The sequence below is a fragment of the Prevotella dentasini JCM 15908 genome (genome assembly GCF_000614065.1).
GTDB classification, from domain to species: Bacteria; Bacteroidota; Bacteroidia; order Bacteroidales; family Bacteroidaceae; genus Prevotella; species Prevotella dentasini.
The window spans coordinates 111,978-129,608 of sequence record NZ_BAKG01000002.1 but is presented as its reverse complement, the minus strand read 5'-3'; the positions used below and the strand labels follow the sequence as shown (position 1 = coordinate 129,608).

Here is a 17,631-nt window from a genome sequence, read left to right as displayed (position 1 = left end):
TTGTCTGACCGGAACACGATGGTAGAGGTCGGCAGACAGAGCGTCTGTCCTAACTTTGGCGAGAATCCAAACAACGCTTAAAAATATAGCATGAAACCAAGATTAGCAATTGTCATCCCCTGTTACAACGAGGAAGAAGTACTGCCCGAAACCGTCAGACGGCTGACCATACTTTTAGAAACCATGGAGGCCGACGGGCGGATTGCGCCTAAAAGCCGCATGATTCTTGTCGACGACGGTTCGGCAGACGCCACATGGAGCCTCATAGAGCAGTACAGCAAGTCGGTAGCAATGGTCATGGGCGTGCGGCTCGCAGGAAATTCAGGACATCAGAACGCGCTGATGGCAGGACTGAATGTGGCGAAAAACACACGCTTCGACGCTATCGTATCCGTCGATGCCGACCTACAGGACGACATCAATGCCATTCCCGAGATGGTCGACAGGTTCTCGGAAGGATGCGACATCGTTTATGGCGTTCGGAAAAGCAGGGCCACCGACACCGCCTTCAAGCGCAATACGGCGTTGTTCTTCTACACTCTGATGCAGTGGCTGGGCGTGAAGTCGGTCTACAACCATGCCGACTACCGCCTGATGAGCCTTCGGGCAGTGACCGAACTCTGCCAGTACCGCGAACGAAACCTCTTTCTACGCGGCATCGTTCCACTGCTGGGCTACCGCACGGCAATGGTCTACTACGACCGCAACGCCCGATTTGCAGGCGAAAGCAAATACCCCCTCCGCAAGATGCTGGAGTTTGCAGTCAACGGCATCACCTCCTTCAGCGTCAAGCCCGTCCGCATGGTACTGGGAATGGGCTTTCTCTTCCTTTTCATCGCCCTTTGTATTCTTGTTTACGTTGTCCACTCGCTCCTCGAAGGCACCAACGTACCGGGCTGGGCATCGCTTATCCTCTCCGTCTGGTTCGTCGGTGGATGTATTCTGATAGGTCTCGGCATCGTAGGAGAGTATGTCGGCAAGATTTACATCGAGGTGAAAGACAGACCCAGATACAACATAGAGAAAACAACAGATACTAATGAAAACTAATCTAAAAGCCTTTCTCGGACTATCCGCAGTCTCCGTACTGACACTTCTGTTCGTCTCCCTGCAATCCTATACCCACGACATCTCCAACCTGTACGACTCTACATGGTACTTTATGTGCGGTAAGGCATGGATGAACGGAATGATTCCTTACGTGGACTTCGCCGACTCCAAAGGGCCGCTCCTTTGGCTGCTCTTCGGCGGTTCCTATCTTTTCAGTCCCCACACTTTCTTAGGCGTCTTCTGGCTGACGTGCCTCTCCTATACCTTTGCCTGCTTCTTCGCCTACAAACTGGCCGGCCTCTACCTGCGCGATTCCCGGAAATCCTTCCTCGTCGCGGCCTGTATGCTCGTTCTTTTCCTCAACAAGATGATGCGGAATGACATACATACCGAAGACCTGACCCTCTGCTTTATCATGCTCTCGCTCTACACCACATGCCGGATGTTCTACTTCAAGGGCTCGGCAAACGTTGCGGGATTCCTGACTGGACTGGGACTGGCAGCCACCTTGCTCATCAAGTTTACGGGAGCAGCCATGATTGGCGTCTTCGCCCTGTCTGTCTGCTACGCCCTCCTCCGCCGGCGGAAGCCGCTCTGGCTGCCCTTCGGAAGTTTCGTGCTGGGCGCATCGCTGTTGCTGCTGCCCTTCCTTGCCTATTTTGTCAGTCAGGGCACACTGGGCATCTTCATAGATGAATACTTCGTGAAGACGCTTATCACTACCCGAAACGGCAATCCCGTGGAGAACGCCCTGACCCTTCTGAAGTCGCCAGCCAACATCTTCGTGCTCCTGACTACGCTTCCGGGACTCTTCCTCATAGCCTACCGGCATCGCAGCGAGCGGTTCTTTCCGCTTGTTGCCTTTGCCATCATCTACCTGATGACGCTTCCCAATGCGTGGCTGAACTATCTGATGTGCGTCGTCCCCTTCTCTATCTTCACGCTGATAGTGCTTGCAGACGGCTGCCTGCACCGCCACCGTCCGCTGTGGACGGACTTTGCGCTCGTCTTCCTCAGCATGGTCGCCAGCATATCGTCCACCCTTTACCTGCACAACTACCGCCACCCGGACGTCGGCGACTTCTTTACGCAGGACAACAGCCTCCGCCGCCAGTTCTACTTCTACGAATATCTGATAAACGAAGTCCCATGTCCGCGCATCGTGTACGGGCCGGCTGTCCCTCCCGTCAACGGCATTTGCAGCGATGCGCTGCCCGGATGCAAATACTTTGCCCGACAATATGGTGCCACCGACGCGATGATAGAAGACCAGTACGAAGCTGTGAGAAAGCGCAAAGCCGACTTCGCCCTCATCGCCATTGAGGACAAGGAGTTTGCCGCTGTAGCCAAGAAGGCAGGCTACAGAAGATATTACAAGAAAAACAAAACGAGCGACTTCTGTCTTTACAGTCGCCGACAGCTGAAACTGCCGCCCGACAGCTTCCATGTCAGCAATATGGATGTACTGCTCAAACGCGAGCTTTTCCCCTCCCGCAGATAAGGCGCAGGAGAATAATTCAAGACGGCATCTGACACCTTCCAAAGTACAACAGAAACCAATGAAGCCTGCCTGAAAGCGCGGCTACTGCGATAATGGCGTTCAGGCACAGAACAGGCAGACCATAAAAACAGAACAGGCGGCAATCTGCCGCCTGTATCCGTATGTTGCGATTATCATTTATTCCGCATTTCCGTCCGGCTCTATCACGCGCCAAACGACACTGGCAACCGCACCGCCTACCAACGGACCTACTATGAAAATCCAAAGATTGCTGAGTGCTGCAACCGGACCACCGATGAACTGAGCGAAGACAGCCGGGCCGATGCTGCGTGCCGGATTGACGGAAGTACCCGTAAAGCGGATGCAGGCGAGGTGAACGAGGATGAGCGACAGACCGATGGCCAGACCGGCAAAGTTGTTGGTAGCACCGTTAGTCTTGGATGTAGCACCCAGAACAACGAGCACGAAGACAGCCGTGAAGACGATTTCAGCAATCAGGCCGCCCGTAGCACTGATGCCCTCCTGCAATCCGTTGGCACCCAGCCCAGCACCGGCAACGGCAAACTCCGTCCCGGAAGCAACGACAAGCAGGGCCAACAAGGCAGCACCGATAAGTCCGCCAATCACCTGAAAGAGCATATACATGGCACAATCCTTCGAGCTGATACGACCGCTAAGAAATACTCCCAGCGTGATAGCAGGATTTATGTGGCAGCCGGAGATGCCTCCGATGGTGTAGGCCATCGCTACAACCGAAAGACCAAACGCCATTGCCGTACCGACAACCGTCGCCTGATCGCCGACAGGATTACAACTAAGGGCAACGGCTGCGCCACAACCCATCAAAACCAGCACCATCGTGCCAATCATCTCTGCTAAATACTTTTTCATAAACAATGCTTTTATCTTTAAGTTATTTCGTTTCTTGACATTAAAATAGCCCTGCCGTCTGAAAAACATCCGATTTCCATCTCCGACCGTGGGCACAGAAGCTGCTCCTGTCCGCCTCGCCGGCCGTCATAGGACAGCCCGTTCGCCTGTCCCCATAACACGGAAACTATACGGCTTTAGCCTTGCAACTCGTTCACAAAGCCGGCACGACTTCAATTCTTAAACTATTAAAATAACGAAAGGAGTAAATTATTATTGTATCCTTGCAAGAAAATACTGACTGAAACCTTGCTTCCACTCCCTTTCTCCCCCATCCTCCATACGGGAAAACATACCGGTGAAAACACCTTCCCCCCTTTCGGCAGCCTCATCTGCAAGAAGCCGTCAGCAAGCCCAAAAGAGTCATAAAACGAAAGTGCCCGTTTCGTCATGCGAAACGGGCACATTGACCACACGAAACGGGCACTTTCGCCATGCAGCCGTGGCTACATGGAAAAGCCGGGCTATGCCGACGCCGTTTCCCGTACGGCAGAAGGGCAATCTCCCGATGCAGTGCGGACAGGCTACTCGAAGTAGAACGTCAGTGCAATCATCTTGGAATGGGCCTCGCTGACCGAGTTGGAGTACATCAGCATGCGCTTGTCGCGCAGGTTGGAAACGTGCTTTGAGTCCAGACAATTGGAAAGTCCGTACATAAATTTCAGTTCGGGGCGCAACTTGAAGTAAGGCAGATAGAAGTCGCATCCGACCCCCACCTCCAAGTAGGCATCCGACCGCTTCAACTTGATATAGTCGTCGTCCTTACCCGAAAGATTAATCATCGGATTGATGCCCAGCATGATGTACGGGCGGTGATTGTTGAACCGCGGTGCGGCGGCAATGAGGTCGAAGGCACAGGAAATGTAGGCCGTCTTCAGTTCCTGCGTCTCCTCGGTCGGCTCCCCGTTGGAATTCAGTTCCGAGAGATTATGAAACGTGAGATGGCGCGTGCCGAAATACATGCCCGGGGCCACGCGCAGCTGGAGCGTCTGGTTGATTCGGAGTTCTCCGAGCACTCCTACCGTGAAGCCTCCGTCCCAACGGTCCTGATCCATTGATACAATTTTCTCAGTCGGCCCGTTCCCGTCTTCGATGTCTATGATTTGCGGCCCACGGTTGACAAACTCAAGGTCCTGAAGGTGAGTACCCACCAGCACACCGAAATGGAAGGTCCGCAAGTCGGTATAGGGACGGTTCTGCACGGTTCTGTCCTGCGCCCTGACCGATGCAAGGGCTGCCAAGAATATAATGAAGAGTGTAATTCGCTTTATCATATAGTTATAACGCTGTTCCCCAAATCTTATTGCATAACCGCGCCATCATCGTTGCCGCAGGAGACGCCCGGCTTCCGGAATACCTAATAATATGTAGCTTGTTTTTACATTGTCTAAATATCGCAAATTCTCGTCATTATTATTAGGTATTCCGGATATTATTTATACCTTTGCAAGGTACAAATGTAGGTATCCTACTTCAAAACGTACACGAATATCTTTAACACTATAAATATCAAAAACATTATGGCTTACGTTATTAGCAATGATTGTATCGCTTGTGGTACATGTATCGACGAATGCCCGGTAGGAGCTATCTCTGAGGGCGATATCTACTCAATTGACGCTGATGCCTGCACAGAGTGTGGCACATGCGCTTCTGTTTGTCCTAACGAGGCAATCAGCCTCCCATAACGGCAGACACCCTGTTACTGATTAAAACTGGGCGGACTTCTTTCAGAGGTTCGCCCTTTTTCGTATCCCTAAGGAATGGGGACACCCGGGAGACGGACATTCCGACTATCCCGGATATGCCTTGTTGCGGATAACCGACGGAGCAATGCAAAAGAAACGTGGCATTTTGAGAATCTCAAAATGCCACGTGCTGCTAATGTTCCGCTATGCGGCAACGCCTCGTCAAGCTCCGGTCAGAGGTGCAGGTCATGTCCCATGCGCTCCTTCTTGGTCTTCAAGTAGCGGTAGTCGTACTTGGTCGGAGTAACCTCAATGGGCACGTTCTCCGTTATTTCGAGTCCGTAGGCTTCCAGTCCGACGCGTTTGGCAGGGTTGTTGGTCATCAGGCGCATCTTGTGAACACCAAGATGGCGCAGCATCTGCGCTCCACTGCCATATTCGCGCTCGTCGGGCCTGAAGCCGAGGTGAATGTTCGCATCTACGGTATCAAGTCCCTGCTCCTGTTGGAGCTTGTAGGCGGCCATCTTGTTCATCAGCCCGATGCCACGGCCTTCCTGCTGCATGTAGATGACAACGCCCTTGCCCTCTTTCTCTATCAGCTGCATCGACTTATGTAGCTGCTCGCCGCAGTCGCAACGCTGGCTGCCAAGAATGTCGCCCGTGGAACAGGAGGAGTGGACGCGCACCAGAATCGGCTCGTCTTTCTCCCATTCTCCCTTGACCAGAGCGAAGTGCTCCTGTCCCGTACTGCTCTGGCGGAACGGTATCATGTGGAAATGACCATATTCGGTAGGCAGGTCGACTTCCTCGCCTACCTCAATGCTCGACTCGGTTGCCAGCCGGTAGGCAATGATGTCCTTGATGCTGATAATCTTCAATCCCCATTCCTTGGCCTTAATCTGTAAGTCCGGCATGCGCGCCATCGTACCGTCTTCGTTCATCACCTCCATCAGCACCCCGGCAGGGTAGCATCCGGCAAGGCGGCAGAGGTCGACGGCGGCCTCGGTGTGCCCCGAACGGCGAAGTACGCCATTGTCCTGAGCATAGAGCGGATTGATATGACCGGGCCGGCCAAAGGTCTGCGGAGTAGACTTCGGGTCGGCCAGAGCCTTGATGGTTTCGGCACGGTCGTGAGCCGAAACACCGGTCGAACAACCCTCGAGCTTGTCTACGGTTACGGTAAACGGGGTTCCGAGCATGGATGTATTGTCGGAAACCTGATGAGGCAGGTCCAATTCTTCAGCCCTTGATATGGTTATGGGCACACAGAGTACGCCACGCGCGTTCTTTAACAGGAAGTTCACCTTCTCGGGTGTAATCTTCTCGGCTGCCATAATGAGGTCGCCCTCATTCTCGCGGTCTTCGTCATCCACAACGATAACGAACTTTCCTTCTTTGAAATCTTTTACAGCGTCTTCGACACTGCTCAGTTTGTAATTTTCCATATCGTTACTTTTTATAGAAATAGGTGTCTATCTTATCATTTCAGCGTTGACACATCACGCGGAGGAAGCCTAAAGTTGCTTCTCCCTTATTTCGGCAATGACAGCCTCGTTGGTCTCCTTTATTATCTTCATGTCCCTGAAAAGGCGGAGCCGGAACCGCCACATGCGGAGATAGAAGAACAGTCCGGCAGGCACAATAACGGCCGAGACGATGTTCATCCACTTACGCTCAAAGGGCCTTGTATGCGCCTTCACCACAAGGACGGGGTATTTGTTGATTTCGGAGAGTATCAGCTTGTTGCGCGTATTGCCCAAATCTTCGATGACGGCTTCAAGCTCCTCGCTCATCTGCTCGACGACATGATCGGGCTGATACTTGAAGAAGACTTTGACTGGGTTGGGTGGCGACTTCAGATTATGGCCCCGGGCGTATTCCGTCAGGGTCAGGTTCATCCTCTCAAGCGCATCGGCATCCTTTCCGTAATCGGGGTCGTCGATGATGACTTCCTTTCCGCTGATGTGTCGCTTGACACGCAGTCCCAGCAGGCGCATGAAGAGATTGAGATACATGTCGACGTTGAAGACCGTCGAATCGTTGTTTGCCTTGTAGGTGAAGAAGATGGCCGTAGGGATGAGAACGGCAGGCGAAAGCCCCTTTCCGAACCAAATAGCCCATGCCCCCTGCCGTGCCATGCGGTAGCCGGTATTGTCTAACAGGTAGAAAACGATATAGACAATAACGCTGATGATGATAGGGACACCCAGTCCGCCCTTGCGGATGATGGCACCAAGCGGTGCTCCGATGAAGAAGAAGATGATACAAATCATCGAAAGGGTGAATTTGTTTATCATCTCCAAGGTGTGCTGACGAATCTGCGTGTCGGTATCCTTGGTTATCATGCTCTTGAACTCAAGGTCGCCCACTGCCTGCTGCGCCGTCATCAACGCTTGGTCTATCACCCTCCTCCGCTCTTCGGGACGGAGCTTTCCGTAAAGCGAATCGACACTGAAAGCATCCCGAGCCGCCAGCTTCTCCACTTTCTTCATCTGGACGGGCTTCAGCACAGGCTCACGGTAAATCATTGCCTGCGCCTCCTTGTAATAAGCATGTCCTATGCTGTCCGAAACTCTTACAAGAGAATCCTTGTCATGAGCTATCTTGGCAAGGCTTTTGGTTCGCGCATTGCCTGATATGCCGGCCATGTCGGTCAGGCTGAAGTCATTGTCAAAGTCGAGCACGATGTGCTTATGGGCAAAGGTCTCGCGGCGGTAGGGAACACTGGCACTGTTGCCCATTGTCTGCAAGGGCATGTTTTCAAACCATTCGCCGCTCCAAAGGTTCAGCACGAGGTGTTTCTTCTCGGCAGTAGACTGAAGCATGCCCGAGTCTGCAAGGATGATGGCTTGGTCCTCGTAGCTGTCGGTCATCCTATATACCATTATATTATACAGGTGCCCCGTATTCAGGTCTTTCCTCTCCACATAGAGATTGGTCTGGGGAATACCGCTGTAAAACACTCCTTCGGGGATTTCCAGCTCCGGGCTCTTCTGCTTCATGGATATGAGCAGCTGCGCCATGTGCTTCTGCGAGTCGGGTCCAATATAGTTCTGAAAATAGAAAGAGCCCAAGGCGATGCAGACGGTTATCACTATCAGGCCACGGAACGACTGCAAGAGCGAGATGCCTGCCGACTTGATGGCCGTCAGCTCCGAGCTTTCGCCCAAATTGCCATAGGCTATCAGCGACGACAGCAGGATGGCAAGCGGCAGGGCCTGCGGCACCATCATCAGGCTCATATACCAGAAGAACTGCCCCAAGACATCAAGCGAGAGCCCCTTGCCTATGAGTTCGTCGACATATTTCCACAAGAACTGCATCATCAGTACAAACAAACTGATGAAGAAGGTTCCTGCGAAGAGTAAGCCAAACTGCTTGGCGATGAATATGTCTAACTTCTTGAATCGAAACATTTAACCATAATGGAAACTGCACAGCCGCACTATTCACGTGCAAAAGTACACAAAAATATCATAGTAACATGCTTTTTTAGCTTTTTTATTTCCCCCTCCACGCTGTAGCACACCCACCGCTCCACGCACTATCTCCCCCACTGGCACTTTATATTATAATTTTGAAATAATTTTCAGATATTCCTTGGCTAATCAAAAAATTTGATTTATCTTTGCAACCGCTTTCAGAGATGAAGCTGAAAACGATGGCGGGATAGCTCAGCTGGTTAGAGCGTCGGATTCATAATCCGGAGGTCGTGGGTTCGGGTCCCACCCCCGCTACAAAGGTTAAAGCCTTGAAAATAAAGGAATTACAACGATGGTTGTAGTTCCTTTATTCCGTTTATAACCCGTGCGGTGAACTTTTGGTGAACTTTCTGAGCACAAAGTTATGGTATGAAAGCCTGTGAGATTTCACCAAAGAAATCTTTTATTCGATTATTTTTTGAAGTTTCCTCTTAATGGATTATATTTGCGGTAATAATCTTTTTAGTTATTAATATGAGAAAGAATCTGGAAAATGGTAAGATGGCCGAGTTATTTGAGAAGGCGAAATGGGGAACTGCTTTGGCGGATGACGAAGTATCTTTCCTCCGTGAGCAACTACACGCAATCAATACGTGCGATTGGAAGCAGAATTCTACTATAAAACTGCATCTTGGAATATTGAGTTTCGGACTATGTGTAGAGCCGAATCAACATAATAAAGAACTGATAGAGAAATTTATCAATACCGACTCTTTCGACGATTCTATTGTTGCATCTGCAATCAAAGTGCTATGCCTTCACCAATATTGGAATTTGGCTGCATCGTACAAGGATGTATTACATGGTTTCATAGATTGGGACAATGATATGTACGAGGAAACAAGGGCTGCAGCAATCAACTGTATGGGAGATTATCTTCATACGACACAAGACAAAGAAGAGATTCTTTATCTTCTATCTAAATATGATTATGCGATAAAAGGCAGTACGAATGAAGACAAGTCGTTGATAAGATTGCTTTATGAGGCATTTCAAATCATTCTTTGGGGAAATAAATATCCAAAAGAACGGATAATTTGTGTGTGGGATATGAAGGTTCCAAAAGATATTTCGTCATCTGTAATAAATCGTGTTAGACAGATGGGGGGCTGAGAGGGCTTAAATACTAAGCCCATACTTATCGTGTTCATATTCCGTGACAAACCAATGGTATTCCTTATAATCAAGAGGTCTATCAGTTAGACAACATCGCGTAGGCCATCCGTTGTATCTCCATTCCGCAATGACGCTTAATGGGGCTGCCTGGCAGTAGGCAGTGTATTCATATTCGTCCATACCTAACAGCGAAGCCAGATCAATACGTCCCTCTCCATCTATCAAGTTGTCGTAGGAACCATGCTCTATGTCATCCATCACTTTGTCGATTTTGCAATATGCCCCGTCTTCAGTAATATTATCAAGAAACAAATCTTTCAGTATATCCATATTAAACGTATTAATATGACAGCAACTTTTCTCCAAAGCATAATAGCCTGCTGCCAAAGATAAGACAAGTTATACCCGGATTACTTCAACAGATAACGGCGTCTGGATGCTATAATATCGTCCATGTTGCTACTTGCCCAAACAAGAAGATTGTCTATAAGAGGCAGCAGACTTTTACCTTTATCCGATAAAGAATACTCTACGCGCGGCGGAATCTCGGCATAGGCTTCACGACGTACCAATCCGTCTGCCTCAAGTATCTTGAGCGTGGCTGCGAGCATTTTCTGCGAGATGTCAGGAATGTTACGCTGAAGTTCCTTGAAACGCTGGCAATTATTGCTCTCCAACGTGAAAAGCACCAACATTGACCATTTGTCGCCTACCCTCGACAGCACGTTGCGGATGGGGCAATCAGGAAAAAACGCGTCTCTGAATTCTGTTCTATTCATAATCTAAAAGCATACTACTGCACAAAAGTAACTATTATACTCCATACCTTTCATGCCTTTATTGTTAAACAATACTAAATGTTGAAAGCACAACCGCCTTATTTCCAACATTACTTACCTTGCGGTAACTGACTGACATTCGCGTACCTACTTGCAGAAACCACTGAAACACAATATCTTTGCACCGTCAAAACAATAATAATCCATATAAATACAAAGCATTATGAAGACTATTGAGACAACGAAGAAAGGCAAAAACTTCACGGCAGTGAATGTAGGCAAGTTCAGCGAAGTCAAGGACTATGTACTCCACATGGGCGACATCGACATTCCGGGCAAGGTATTCGCAGGCCAGGCTCTTCAGACCACGGGCAGCGAGCTCTCCTTCCAATCGCTCGTTCCCGGACAGGACAGCGGCTTCCTCCATACCCACAAGACCCATGAGGAAATTTACTTCATACTCAAAGGCGAGGGCAAATATCAGGTAGACGGCGACATCTTTCCCGTATCCGAAGGCAGCATCATCCGCGTAGCTCCCGAAGGCAAGCGCGCTCTAAAGAACACGGGCGACAGCGAAATGCTCATGCTCTGCATACAGTACAAAGCCGACAATTTCGAAAAGGAGGATGCCGCTGACGGCGTTATCCTGAACGACGAGCTGAAATGGTAACAGCCCCCACCTCCTCCGTCAAGGCCTGCGTGAATATTCAGGGCAGGGCTACGGGGAGGGGACGTTTCTATTCCGCTGCTTCCTCTGCCGCCATGTCCAGTCCGTCGCCGCCTGCCGGTGCCGGATAGGCGGAGGAACGGTCGCGGAGGAAGATGTGGTTGAGCGTGAAGGCGAGCGACTCCAGCGTAGCGGCCCGGCGGCTGCCCTTCAGCGTGCACTCCCAGACGACGATGCTGTGCCAGCCCATCTGCGCGAGCTTCTGCTGCACGTCGGCATCGCGCCGGCGGTTGCGCTCTATCTTTTCTTCCCAGAACCGCGTATTGGTCTTGGGAAGGGAATAACGGCTGCAGTTCTCGTGCCCGTGCCAGAAGCATCCGTTGACGAAGATGCAGGTGCGGTACTTGCGGAGGACCAAGTCGGGATGTCCCGGCAGGCGGTCCGAGCAGAGGCGGTAGCGGAATCCGCGGCTCCAGAGGAAGCGGCGCACAATCAGCTCGGGCTTGGTGTCGCGCGAGCGGATTGCGGCCATGTTCCTGTGCCGTTGTTCTGGTGTGAGCTGTTTCATTCCTGCACCAAAGTTAGTCATAAATCGGCAGACGGGCAACGAAAGGGGGAAGATTTTGCCGCTCCGCCGTCAGGACGGGACGCCCTACCCGTCCGTAAGGCAGGGCCCGGCGAGGGGAAAAGCAGGTGCAAAGCCCGACAATCCATGCCGCCGGTTGGGGAAAACGCACCTGTGCCTTGTGGGGCTACGGCCATCTTCCGGGGAAGAATACGATTGTGGTTTCCCGATTCGTTTCTATCATTTTCCTGAAAACTACGTATCTTTCATAAAGATTATAATTACAAATTTTTATTTTATAATTATAGTTCGGAGAAAACATAATTATGATTTTCCTAATAAGTACGTACTTTCCATAAAGGTTATAATTACAAATTTTTATTTTATAATTATAGTTCGGAGAAAACATAATTATGATTTTCCTGAAAAGTACGCACTATCTATAAAGATTATAATTACAAATTTTTATTTTATAATTATAGTTCGGAGAAAACATAATTATGATTTTCCTCATAAGTACGTTCTTTCTATAAAGATTATAATTACAAATTCCTATTTTATGATTATAATTCAAAGAAAATATAATTATGATTTTTCTGATAAGTACGTACTTTCCATAAAGATTATAATTACAAATTTTTATTTTATAATTATAGTTCGTAGAAAACATAATTATGATTTCTCTAAAAAGTATGGACTTTTTTCGGAAAACATACCTGCGTTTTGCTTTGGAGAAAGGAAAACTTTCAGTAACTTTGCCGCCGGCACCGGGACGGAAGGCCGCGAAGAGTGCGGAAGGCCGGGCAGGTGCCGGTATTTTTCAGCTAATAAATTCCAGACTTTATGGACTACTCCCTAAACAAAAGAAAGATGGGCGTCGGGCCGAAGAAAGGCCAGACGCTATTCGTGGCAAGACCCGTCTGCCAGAGGCAGCACGTGAGTTTCGACAGCCTCTGCGAGCTGATGGCGGAGGACTCTACGGTGGGACAGGCCGAGATTGCGGCCGTGTTCTACAAGTTCCGCACCGTGCTCAACCGCCTCTGCTCGCAGGGCAGCATCGTCGACGCCGGGCCGCTCGGGACGTTCCGCCCCTCGTTCAAGTCGAAGGCCGTGGCGAAGGAGGAGGACTTCAGGGCCTCGACCCACATTACGAAGACGCACGTGCTCTTCACGCCTACGGCCAAATTCCGCCAGCTGCACGACGTGGAGTTCTTCCGCGTAGACCCGCAGGCCAAGAGCCGGGGGAAGAAAGCCGGAAGGGACGGGGAGGAAAACGAGCTTCCGTAGGCCGCGCGCGGCCGGGAAGGACTGTTATTCATATTCACCAAAACCTAAAAACATTTCATAGTATGAGGAAAACTACTTTATTGATTCTCGTCCTGTCGCTCCTGACAATCGGACTGAGAGCCGGGGCGCAGGAGGCTTTCGGGTGGTGCCGGGGCAACTCGCAGACGCCCTCAGACACGGGGCCTTGCAGCTTCGACGTGTCGGACCCGGCGGGATTCCGGATTCTCCGGGCCCACGACTTCAGCATCCGCGCCGGAGCCTTTGCCGGCAAGAAGTATTACGTACAGACCTGCGGCACGGCGGGCAGCGACCCCGAGCCGGAGGCCTTCGGCACCTACGACTTCGACACCGGCACGTTCACCAAGATTGCCGACTGCGGAAGCGGCGCCGAGCCGTTCTACGACATGGCCTACGACTACAAGAACGGCATCATGTACGCCTTGGGCAACAACGGACGTCAGAACACCCTGCTCAGGGTAGACCTCGGCAGCGGCGAAGCCACCGAGGTGGCAGGGCTGAATCAGGAGTTCGTAGGGCTTGCGGCAGACCTGCAGGGACAGCTCTATGCCGAAAACGTCTACAGCGAACTCGTCAGGATTGACACCGACGGCAACGAGGAGACCATGAACAGCTGCGACTATACCATCAGCAGCGAGCTGCAGTCGATGGCGATAGACCACGGGAGCGGCAAGCTCTGGTGGGCCGCGCGCACGACCCGGGAGGGAACGCAGCTGCTCGACATCAACCTTGCAGACGGATTCAACGAGAGCAATACCGAAATCGCAGGCGAGAGGCAGATTGTAGGACTCGGATTCCCGTTCTCAACCGTCAAGGACGGCGCGCCCGGAATGGTGGAGAACCTCGAGATTGTGCCCGCGAGTGCCGGTTCAAAAGAAGTGAGAATCTCATTCGACGCTCCGCAGAAGACGGCGTCGGGAGCGGAACTCGGCACGTTCAAGATTCATCTTCTGAGGGGCGGCAGGGAAATATTCGTCAAGAATGACGCGGCAGCCGGGGAGCACCTGTCCTTCACCGAGACGGTTACGGACAACGGCCTGTATGCGTACAAGGCATACGCCTCGAACGGCGAGGGCAACGGAGAGGAAACCGTGAAGCAGGCCTACATAGGCGAAGACCTGCCCGACGCAGTAACCGGCATAACCCTCGGGAGGCAGCCCGACGGCAAGTCGTGCACTATTTCGTGGACCGCGCCCGTCAGGGGCATCGACGGCGGATATATCCCCTCGGACATAAGGTACGAGGTCAGACGGATGCCGGACGACATACTGATAGGCGGAGACATTGCCGGGACAGCCATAACCGACAACACCGTGGCACGCCTCGCCGTCTATCAATACCTCATCACACCCATCGGACGCGGACGAGGCAAGGAGGCCCTGTCGGAGAAAATCATTCTGGGAACGTCGCACGCCATCCCGTATCAGTGCAGCTTTACCGCCGACGACATGCCCCTGTGGACCGTCATCGACCGCAATCACGACAACATCACGTGGAAACAGCGGATGTCGAAAGAGGGCGTCTACTGCAGCTACAACGAGACCGAAGCCGGCGACGACTGGATGATTTCGCACCCGATAGCCATGAAGGGCGGCACGAAATACAAGATAACCGTAACGGCTGCCGCTGCCAACCTCGAACTGACCGAGAAGATGAACCTGTGGGCAGGCCTCGGAGACAAGGAGGAGCAGCTGACGCAGTTCAGGCAGATAGCCAAGTTCGAGGTGGCGAACGAAGAGGGCAGCCGCGCCGACTACGTTGCATACTACACCCCGGCTGCCGACTGCGGGGAGAATATTGCAATCCAGATGAACTCCGACCCGAACAAGTTCCAGCTTGAGGTCTTCGGCATCGTCGTGAAGGAGGCTTCCGAAGGCTCGCTGCACGGTACCGTGGAGCACGCCGGCACGCCGCTTGAAGGTGTGGAGATAAGACTGAAGGACACCGGCTTTGCTGCCAAGACCGACGAACGCGGCGAATGGAGCATGGCCCACGTCCCCGAAGCCGACTACACCCTTGAGGCACGCAAGGAGGGCTACGCGCTGCATGCGCAGGCCGTCCGGGTATCATCGGAGCAGGACACGGCCATCGGCATAGAGCTGCGGAAGATAGAGAAGGTCAGCGCGACCGGCAGGGTTACCTACCTCGGCGGCACGCCGCTCGCAGGCGCAAGGGTGATGATGACGGCAATAGACGGCACCGCTGCCACCGACGAGCATGTCGCCTACACCGACAGCGAGGGGAATTATACGGTAGACCATATATATGAAGGGGCATACCTGCTCTCGGCCATACATCCCGGCCTCTTCCCCGAACGGCAGGAAGTACGGATAACGAAGGATGCGGCATCGCTGCCCACGCTGAACCTGAAAGACAAGGCCGTGGCACCGCGCATGGTAACCGCCAAGGGCGACGGAAGCCGTCAGGTAGTGAAGTGGGGGCAGCCTGTCGACACAGACTCCTTGTCGTACTGCAAGGGTCCGGGTGTCGCCCACATAGGCGTCTTCTCGTTCACCGACCGGAGCATCGTCGGCACGGTATTCCGCAAGGACATGGCAATAACGGCCGTGAAGTGGCAGACCGACGAGTTCAGGGGGCCGCACAAGAAGGTGGACTTGGTGGTATTCGCACTCGACGCCGAGGGCAATCCCACAAGCAACATCATCTACGAGCAGAAGGACATTGCCAACACCGACAACCAATGGTGCCGCTACGAACTGCCTCAGCCGCTGATTGTAAGGGGCGGCGCGCTCGTCGCGTTCCGCTACAACGGATTCCTGAGCATGCTCGCAGATGCAGGCGTCAACGGGGGACTTGACTTTGAACCCAACGTCCATGTGATAAACAGCGACTACCAAAATGCCCCATTCGAGTATCTCGACATCCACGACATGAAGAAGAACCTGCTCATCGGCATCGACCATGCCATTCTCAACGCCGACTCCACAGCCGCTGCCGGCACGTTGCAGCGGCAGAAGCAGTACAACGTGTATCGCAGACTCGAGAAAGAGGGCGAGGACTGGCAGTATCTCGCCTCAACGGATGCAGCCGTGCGCGAATACAGCGACACGCAGTTCGGAACGCTGCCGATGGGATACTACAGGTATGCCGTCACGAGCGTAACCGAAGCTGCCGGCGAGTCGGGCAAGGCTTTGTCGGACCGCATAGGAAGGAACATTCTCGCCAATGTCAGCTTCAAAGTGAAGGCAAACGCGGCAATGCCGTCTACTCCGCCCGTGATAATGATGCAGGCTGAAGACGACAAAGAGACGATATACACCGCAACGAAGAAAGACGAGACTACATGGACGGTCGAAGGACTGGCAAAGAAGAAATATGCTGTACGTGCCGGACTTGACGGCTTCGACGACATAGACGCCACACTGGCAGTAGAAGGCGAGGAGACGGAGTTCAGCCACGAGCTTGACTTTACCGAAAGGCTTCTTCCGGCATATAACCTCAAGGCGGAGGAAGTCGGTGCGGAAGACAGCCGCATGCTGTCGTGGAACACCGATAACTATTTCTTCGACGACTTCGAGTCTTACGAACCGTTCACCGTCGAGCCGGCAACGAAGGAAGTGAACTGGATATACTGGGACATGGACAAGGCAGAGACGGTGGAGTTCGATAACATCACATTCAAGTTCATGGGCCTCCCCATGTCATATATGGCCTTCAACCCATACGAGACAACGCCCTCGCTCGCCTTCTTCGATGCAGGCTCCCAGCCCTATTCGGGAAAGCAATACCTTGCCTCTTTCGGCAACCGCACGCAGGCAAACAACGACTTTGTCTTCTCGCCCATTGTCAATTTCACGGGCAAGGCCACGTTCAGGTTTGTCATAAAGAGCTTCACCAACTCTGTAGGGAAGGCTGCCATAAGGGTAGGATACACCGATAAGGAATATCCGAAGACACTCAGCGACATCAGCTGGATAAGCGAGACGACAAACGTGTCGGACCAGAACTGGCAGGAAATGTCGTTCGATGTGCCGGAGAACGCAAGACGCATGGTGCTGCTCAACGAGACTCCGAGAGGATACTTCCTTATGATAGACAACATGTTTGTGGGCGAGGAAGCTCCATACGCCGACGGAAGCGTGAAGAAGCCACTTGCCGACCGTGCTACCTACGAAGTGAAACTCGACGGAAGCATCGTGGACGGAATCGACCAAACGGGCCGACAGGTAATGCTCAACGCACTTGCGGCAGGAGAGCACACGGCAGAGGTAACGGCCGTATATGAGTCGGGACGGTCGAAGACAAAGGCCATTACGTTCACGACCGAGCCGGTATCGGGCATCAACGAGGCCAACGCAGACAGCAGGCTCGCCGTATATACCGATGCCGCATGCGACAGGCTCCGCACCTCGGAGGCAGTGACGGCTTGGCAGCTCTTCGACTTCAAGGGCGCATTGGTGAAGAAAGGCAGCGGGCACGATATTGACATCGCCTCCCTGCATACGGGAATCTACATCATGAAGCTCAGCGGCGAGACATCAAGCCGCAGCATAAAGATAGTCAGACGGCAGTAATGCCGTTCTGACT

At 52.3% G+C, this 17,631-nt stretch carries 14 protein-coding genes and 1 tRNA gene; 8 read left to right on the top strand and 7 right to left on the bottom strand.

The annotated features are described in order from the left end of the window. Positions 1-90 precede the first annotated feature (90 nt). The gene (locus JCM15908_RS01555) at positions 91-1,050 is read left to right on the top strand and encodes a glycosyltransferase family 2 protein (protein WP_025001998.1); all 960 of its coding nucleotides are present in this window, start codon (positions 91-93) and stop codon (positions 1,048-1,050) included. Further along, the gene (locus tag JCM15908_RS01550; protein WP_148295488.1) at positions 1,040-2,551 is read left to right on the top strand and encodes a phospholipid carrier-dependent glycosyltransferase; all 1,512 of its coding nucleotides are present in this window, start codon (positions 1,040-1,042) and stop codon (positions 2,549-2,551) included. The genes JCM15908_RS01555 and JCM15908_RS01550 overlap by 11 nt, the downstream gene beginning before the upstream one ends. A gap of 177 nt (positions 2,552-2,728) precedes the next feature. On the opposite strand, the gene JCM15908_RS01545 is transcribed toward JCM15908_RS01550, so the two are convergent. Further along, positions 2,729-3,442 carry an MIP/aquaporin family protein gene (locus JCM15908_RS01545; protein ID WP_025001996.1) on the bottom strand — a complete coding sequence of 238 codons (714 nt, stop codon included), beginning with the start codon at positions 3,440-3,442 and terminating at the stop codon, positions 2,729-2,731. Positions 3,443-4,005: 563 nt separating this feature from the next. Next, complete coding sequence (porT, locus tag JCM15908_RS01535; RefSeq protein WP_444543839.1) at positions 4,006-4,755, bottom strand: type IX secretion/gliding motility protein PorT/SprT; 750 nt, start codon at positions 4,753-4,755, stop codon at positions 4,006-4,008. Positions 4,756-5,001: 246 nt separating this feature from the next. On the opposite strand from porT, the gene fdxA reads away from it, so the two are divergent. After that, the gene (gene fdxA / locus JCM15908_RS14270) at positions 5,002-5,169 is read left to right on the top strand and encodes a 4Fe-4S ferredoxin (RefSeq protein ID WP_084607800.1); all 168 of its coding nucleotides are present in this window, start codon (positions 5,002-5,004) and stop codon (positions 5,167-5,169) included. Positions 5,170-5,402: 233 nt separating this feature from the next. Here the strand turns inward: fdxA and JCM15908_RS01530 are convergent, their stop codons facing one another. Next, positions 5,403-6,614 carry a bifunctional 3,4-dihydroxy-2-butanone-4-phosphate synthase/GTP cyclohydrolase II gene (locus tag JCM15908_RS01530; protein ID WP_025001994.1) on the bottom strand — a complete coding sequence of 404 codons (1,212 nt, stop codon included), beginning with the start codon at positions 6,612-6,614 and terminating at the stop codon, positions 5,403-5,405. A 69-nt stretch (positions 6,615-6,683) separates the two neighbouring features. Continuing rightward, positions 6,684-8,585: an LptF/LptG family permease gene (locus tag JCM15908_RS01525; RefSeq protein WP_025001993.1), complete on the bottom strand. Its 1,902-nt coding sequence runs from the start codon at positions 8,583-8,585 to the stop codon at positions 6,684-6,686. Between the two features lie 247 nt (positions 8,586-8,832). Between JCM15908_RS01525 and JCM15908_RS01520 the strand changes: the two genes are divergently transcribed. Together JCM15908_RS01520 and JCM15908_RS01515 are read left to right on the top strand one after the other, a co-directional pair. Continuing rightward, positions 8,833-8,906 (top strand) — tRNA-Met (locus JCM15908_RS01520). Positions 8,907-9,125: 219 nt separating this feature from the next. Continuing rightward, on the top strand, positions 9,126-9,764 hold the full coding sequence (locus tag JCM15908_RS01515) for a hypothetical protein (RefSeq protein WP_025001992.1): 639 nt from the start codon (positions 9,126-9,128) through the stop codon (positions 9,762-9,764). Positions 9,765-9,770: 6 nt separating this feature from the next. On the opposite strand, the gene JCM15908_RS01510 is transcribed toward JCM15908_RS01515, so the two are convergent. Both JCM15908_RS01510 and JCM15908_RS01505 read right to left on the bottom strand, forming a co-directional pair. Then, the gene (locus JCM15908_RS01510) at positions 9,771-10,097 is read right to left on the bottom strand and encodes a hypothetical protein (RefSeq protein ID WP_025001991.1); all 327 of its coding nucleotides are present in this window, start codon (positions 10,095-10,097) and stop codon (positions 9,771-9,773) included. A gap of 80 nt (positions 10,098-10,177) precedes the next feature. Further along, positions 10,178-10,546 carry a winged helix-turn-helix transcriptional regulator gene (locus JCM15908_RS01505; protein WP_025001990.1) on the bottom strand — a complete coding sequence of 123 codons (369 nt, stop codon included), beginning with the start codon at positions 10,544-10,546 and terminating at the stop codon, positions 10,178-10,180. Positions 10,547-10,769: 223 nt separating this feature from the next. Here JCM15908_RS01505 and JCM15908_RS01500 point away from each other — a divergent pair, with 223 nt between their 5' ends. Then, entirely contained in the window at positions 10,770-11,216 is a 447-nt protein-coding gene (locus JCM15908_RS01500; RefSeq protein ID WP_025001989.1) for a cupin domain-containing protein, read from the top strand. A gap of 67 nt (positions 11,217-11,283) precedes the next feature. On the opposite strand, the gene JCM15908_RS01495 is transcribed toward JCM15908_RS01500, so the two are convergent. Then, positions 11,284-11,781: a very short patch repair endonuclease gene (locus JCM15908_RS01495; RefSeq protein ID WP_025001988.1), complete on the bottom strand. Its 498-nt coding sequence runs from the start codon at positions 11,779-11,781 to the stop codon at positions 11,284-11,286. 840 nt (positions 11,782-12,621) lie between these two features. Here JCM15908_RS01495 and JCM15908_RS01485 point away from each other — a divergent pair. Continuing rightward, entirely contained in the window at positions 12,622-13,065 is a 444-nt protein-coding gene (locus tag JCM15908_RS01485) for an HU family DNA-binding protein (RefSeq protein ID WP_025001986.1), read from the top strand. Positions 13,066-13,127: 62 nt separating this feature from the next. Then, positions 13,128-17,618: a carboxypeptidase regulatory-like domain-containing protein gene (locus tag JCM15908_RS01480; protein WP_025001985.1), complete on the top strand. Its 4,491-nt coding sequence runs from the start codon at positions 13,128-13,130 to the stop codon at positions 17,616-17,618. The last annotated feature ends 13 nt before the right edge of the window (positions 17,619-17,631 follow it).

Coding starts and splice junctions, on each gene's coding strand:
- JCM15908_RS01555 (WP_025001998.1), top strand. CDS start 91: ATGAAACCAAGATTAGCAATTGTCATCCCCTGTTACAACGAGGAAGAA.
- JCM15908_RS01480 (WP_025001985.1), top strand. CDS start 13,128: ATGAGGAAAACTACTTTATTGATTCTCGTCCTGTCGCTCCTGACAATC.
- JCM15908_RS01495 (WP_025001988.1), bottom strand. CDS start 11,781: ATGAAACAGCTCACACCAGAACAACGGCACAGGAACATGGCCGCAATC.
- JCM15908_RS01525 (WP_025001993.1), bottom strand. CDS start 8,585: ATGTTTCGATTCAAGAAGTTAGACATATTCATCGCCAAGCAGTTTGGC.
- JCM15908_RS01545 (WP_025001996.1), bottom strand. CDS start 3,442: ATGAAAAAGTATTTAGCAGAGATGATTGGCACGATGGTGCTGGTTTTG.
- JCM15908_RS01530 (WP_025001994.1), bottom strand. CDS start 6,614: ATGGAAAATTACAAACTGAGCAGTGTCGAAGACGCTGTAAAAGATTTC.
- JCM15908_RS01510 (WP_025001991.1), bottom strand. CDS start 10,097: ATGGATATACTGAAAGATTTGTTTCTTGATAATATTACTGAAGACGGG.
- JCM15908_RS01505 (WP_025001990.1), bottom strand. CDS start 10,546: ATGAATAGAACAGAATTCAGAGACGCGTTTTTTCCTGATTGCCCCATC.
- JCM15908_RS01515 (WP_025001992.1), top strand. CDS start 9,126: ATGAGAAAGAATCTGGAAAATGGTAAGATGGCCGAGTTATTTGAGAAG.
- fdxA (WP_084607800.1), top strand. CDS start 5,002: ATGGCTTACGTTATTAGCAATGATTGTATCGCTTGTGGTACATGTATC.
- JCM15908_RS01500 (WP_025001989.1), top strand. CDS start 10,770: ATGAAGACTATTGAGACAACGAAGAAAGGCAAAAACTTCACGGCAGTG.
- JCM15908_RS01550 (WP_148295488.1), top strand. CDS start 1,040: ATGAAAACTAATCTAAAAGCCTTTCTCGGACTATCCGCAGTCTCCGTA.
- porT (WP_444543839.1), bottom strand. CDS start 4,755: ATGATAAAGCGAATTACACTCTTCATTATATTCTTGGCAGCCCTTGCA.
- JCM15908_RS01485 (WP_025001986.1), top strand. CDS start 12,622: ATGGACTACTCCCTAAACAAAAGAAAGATGGGCGTCGGGCCGAAGAAA.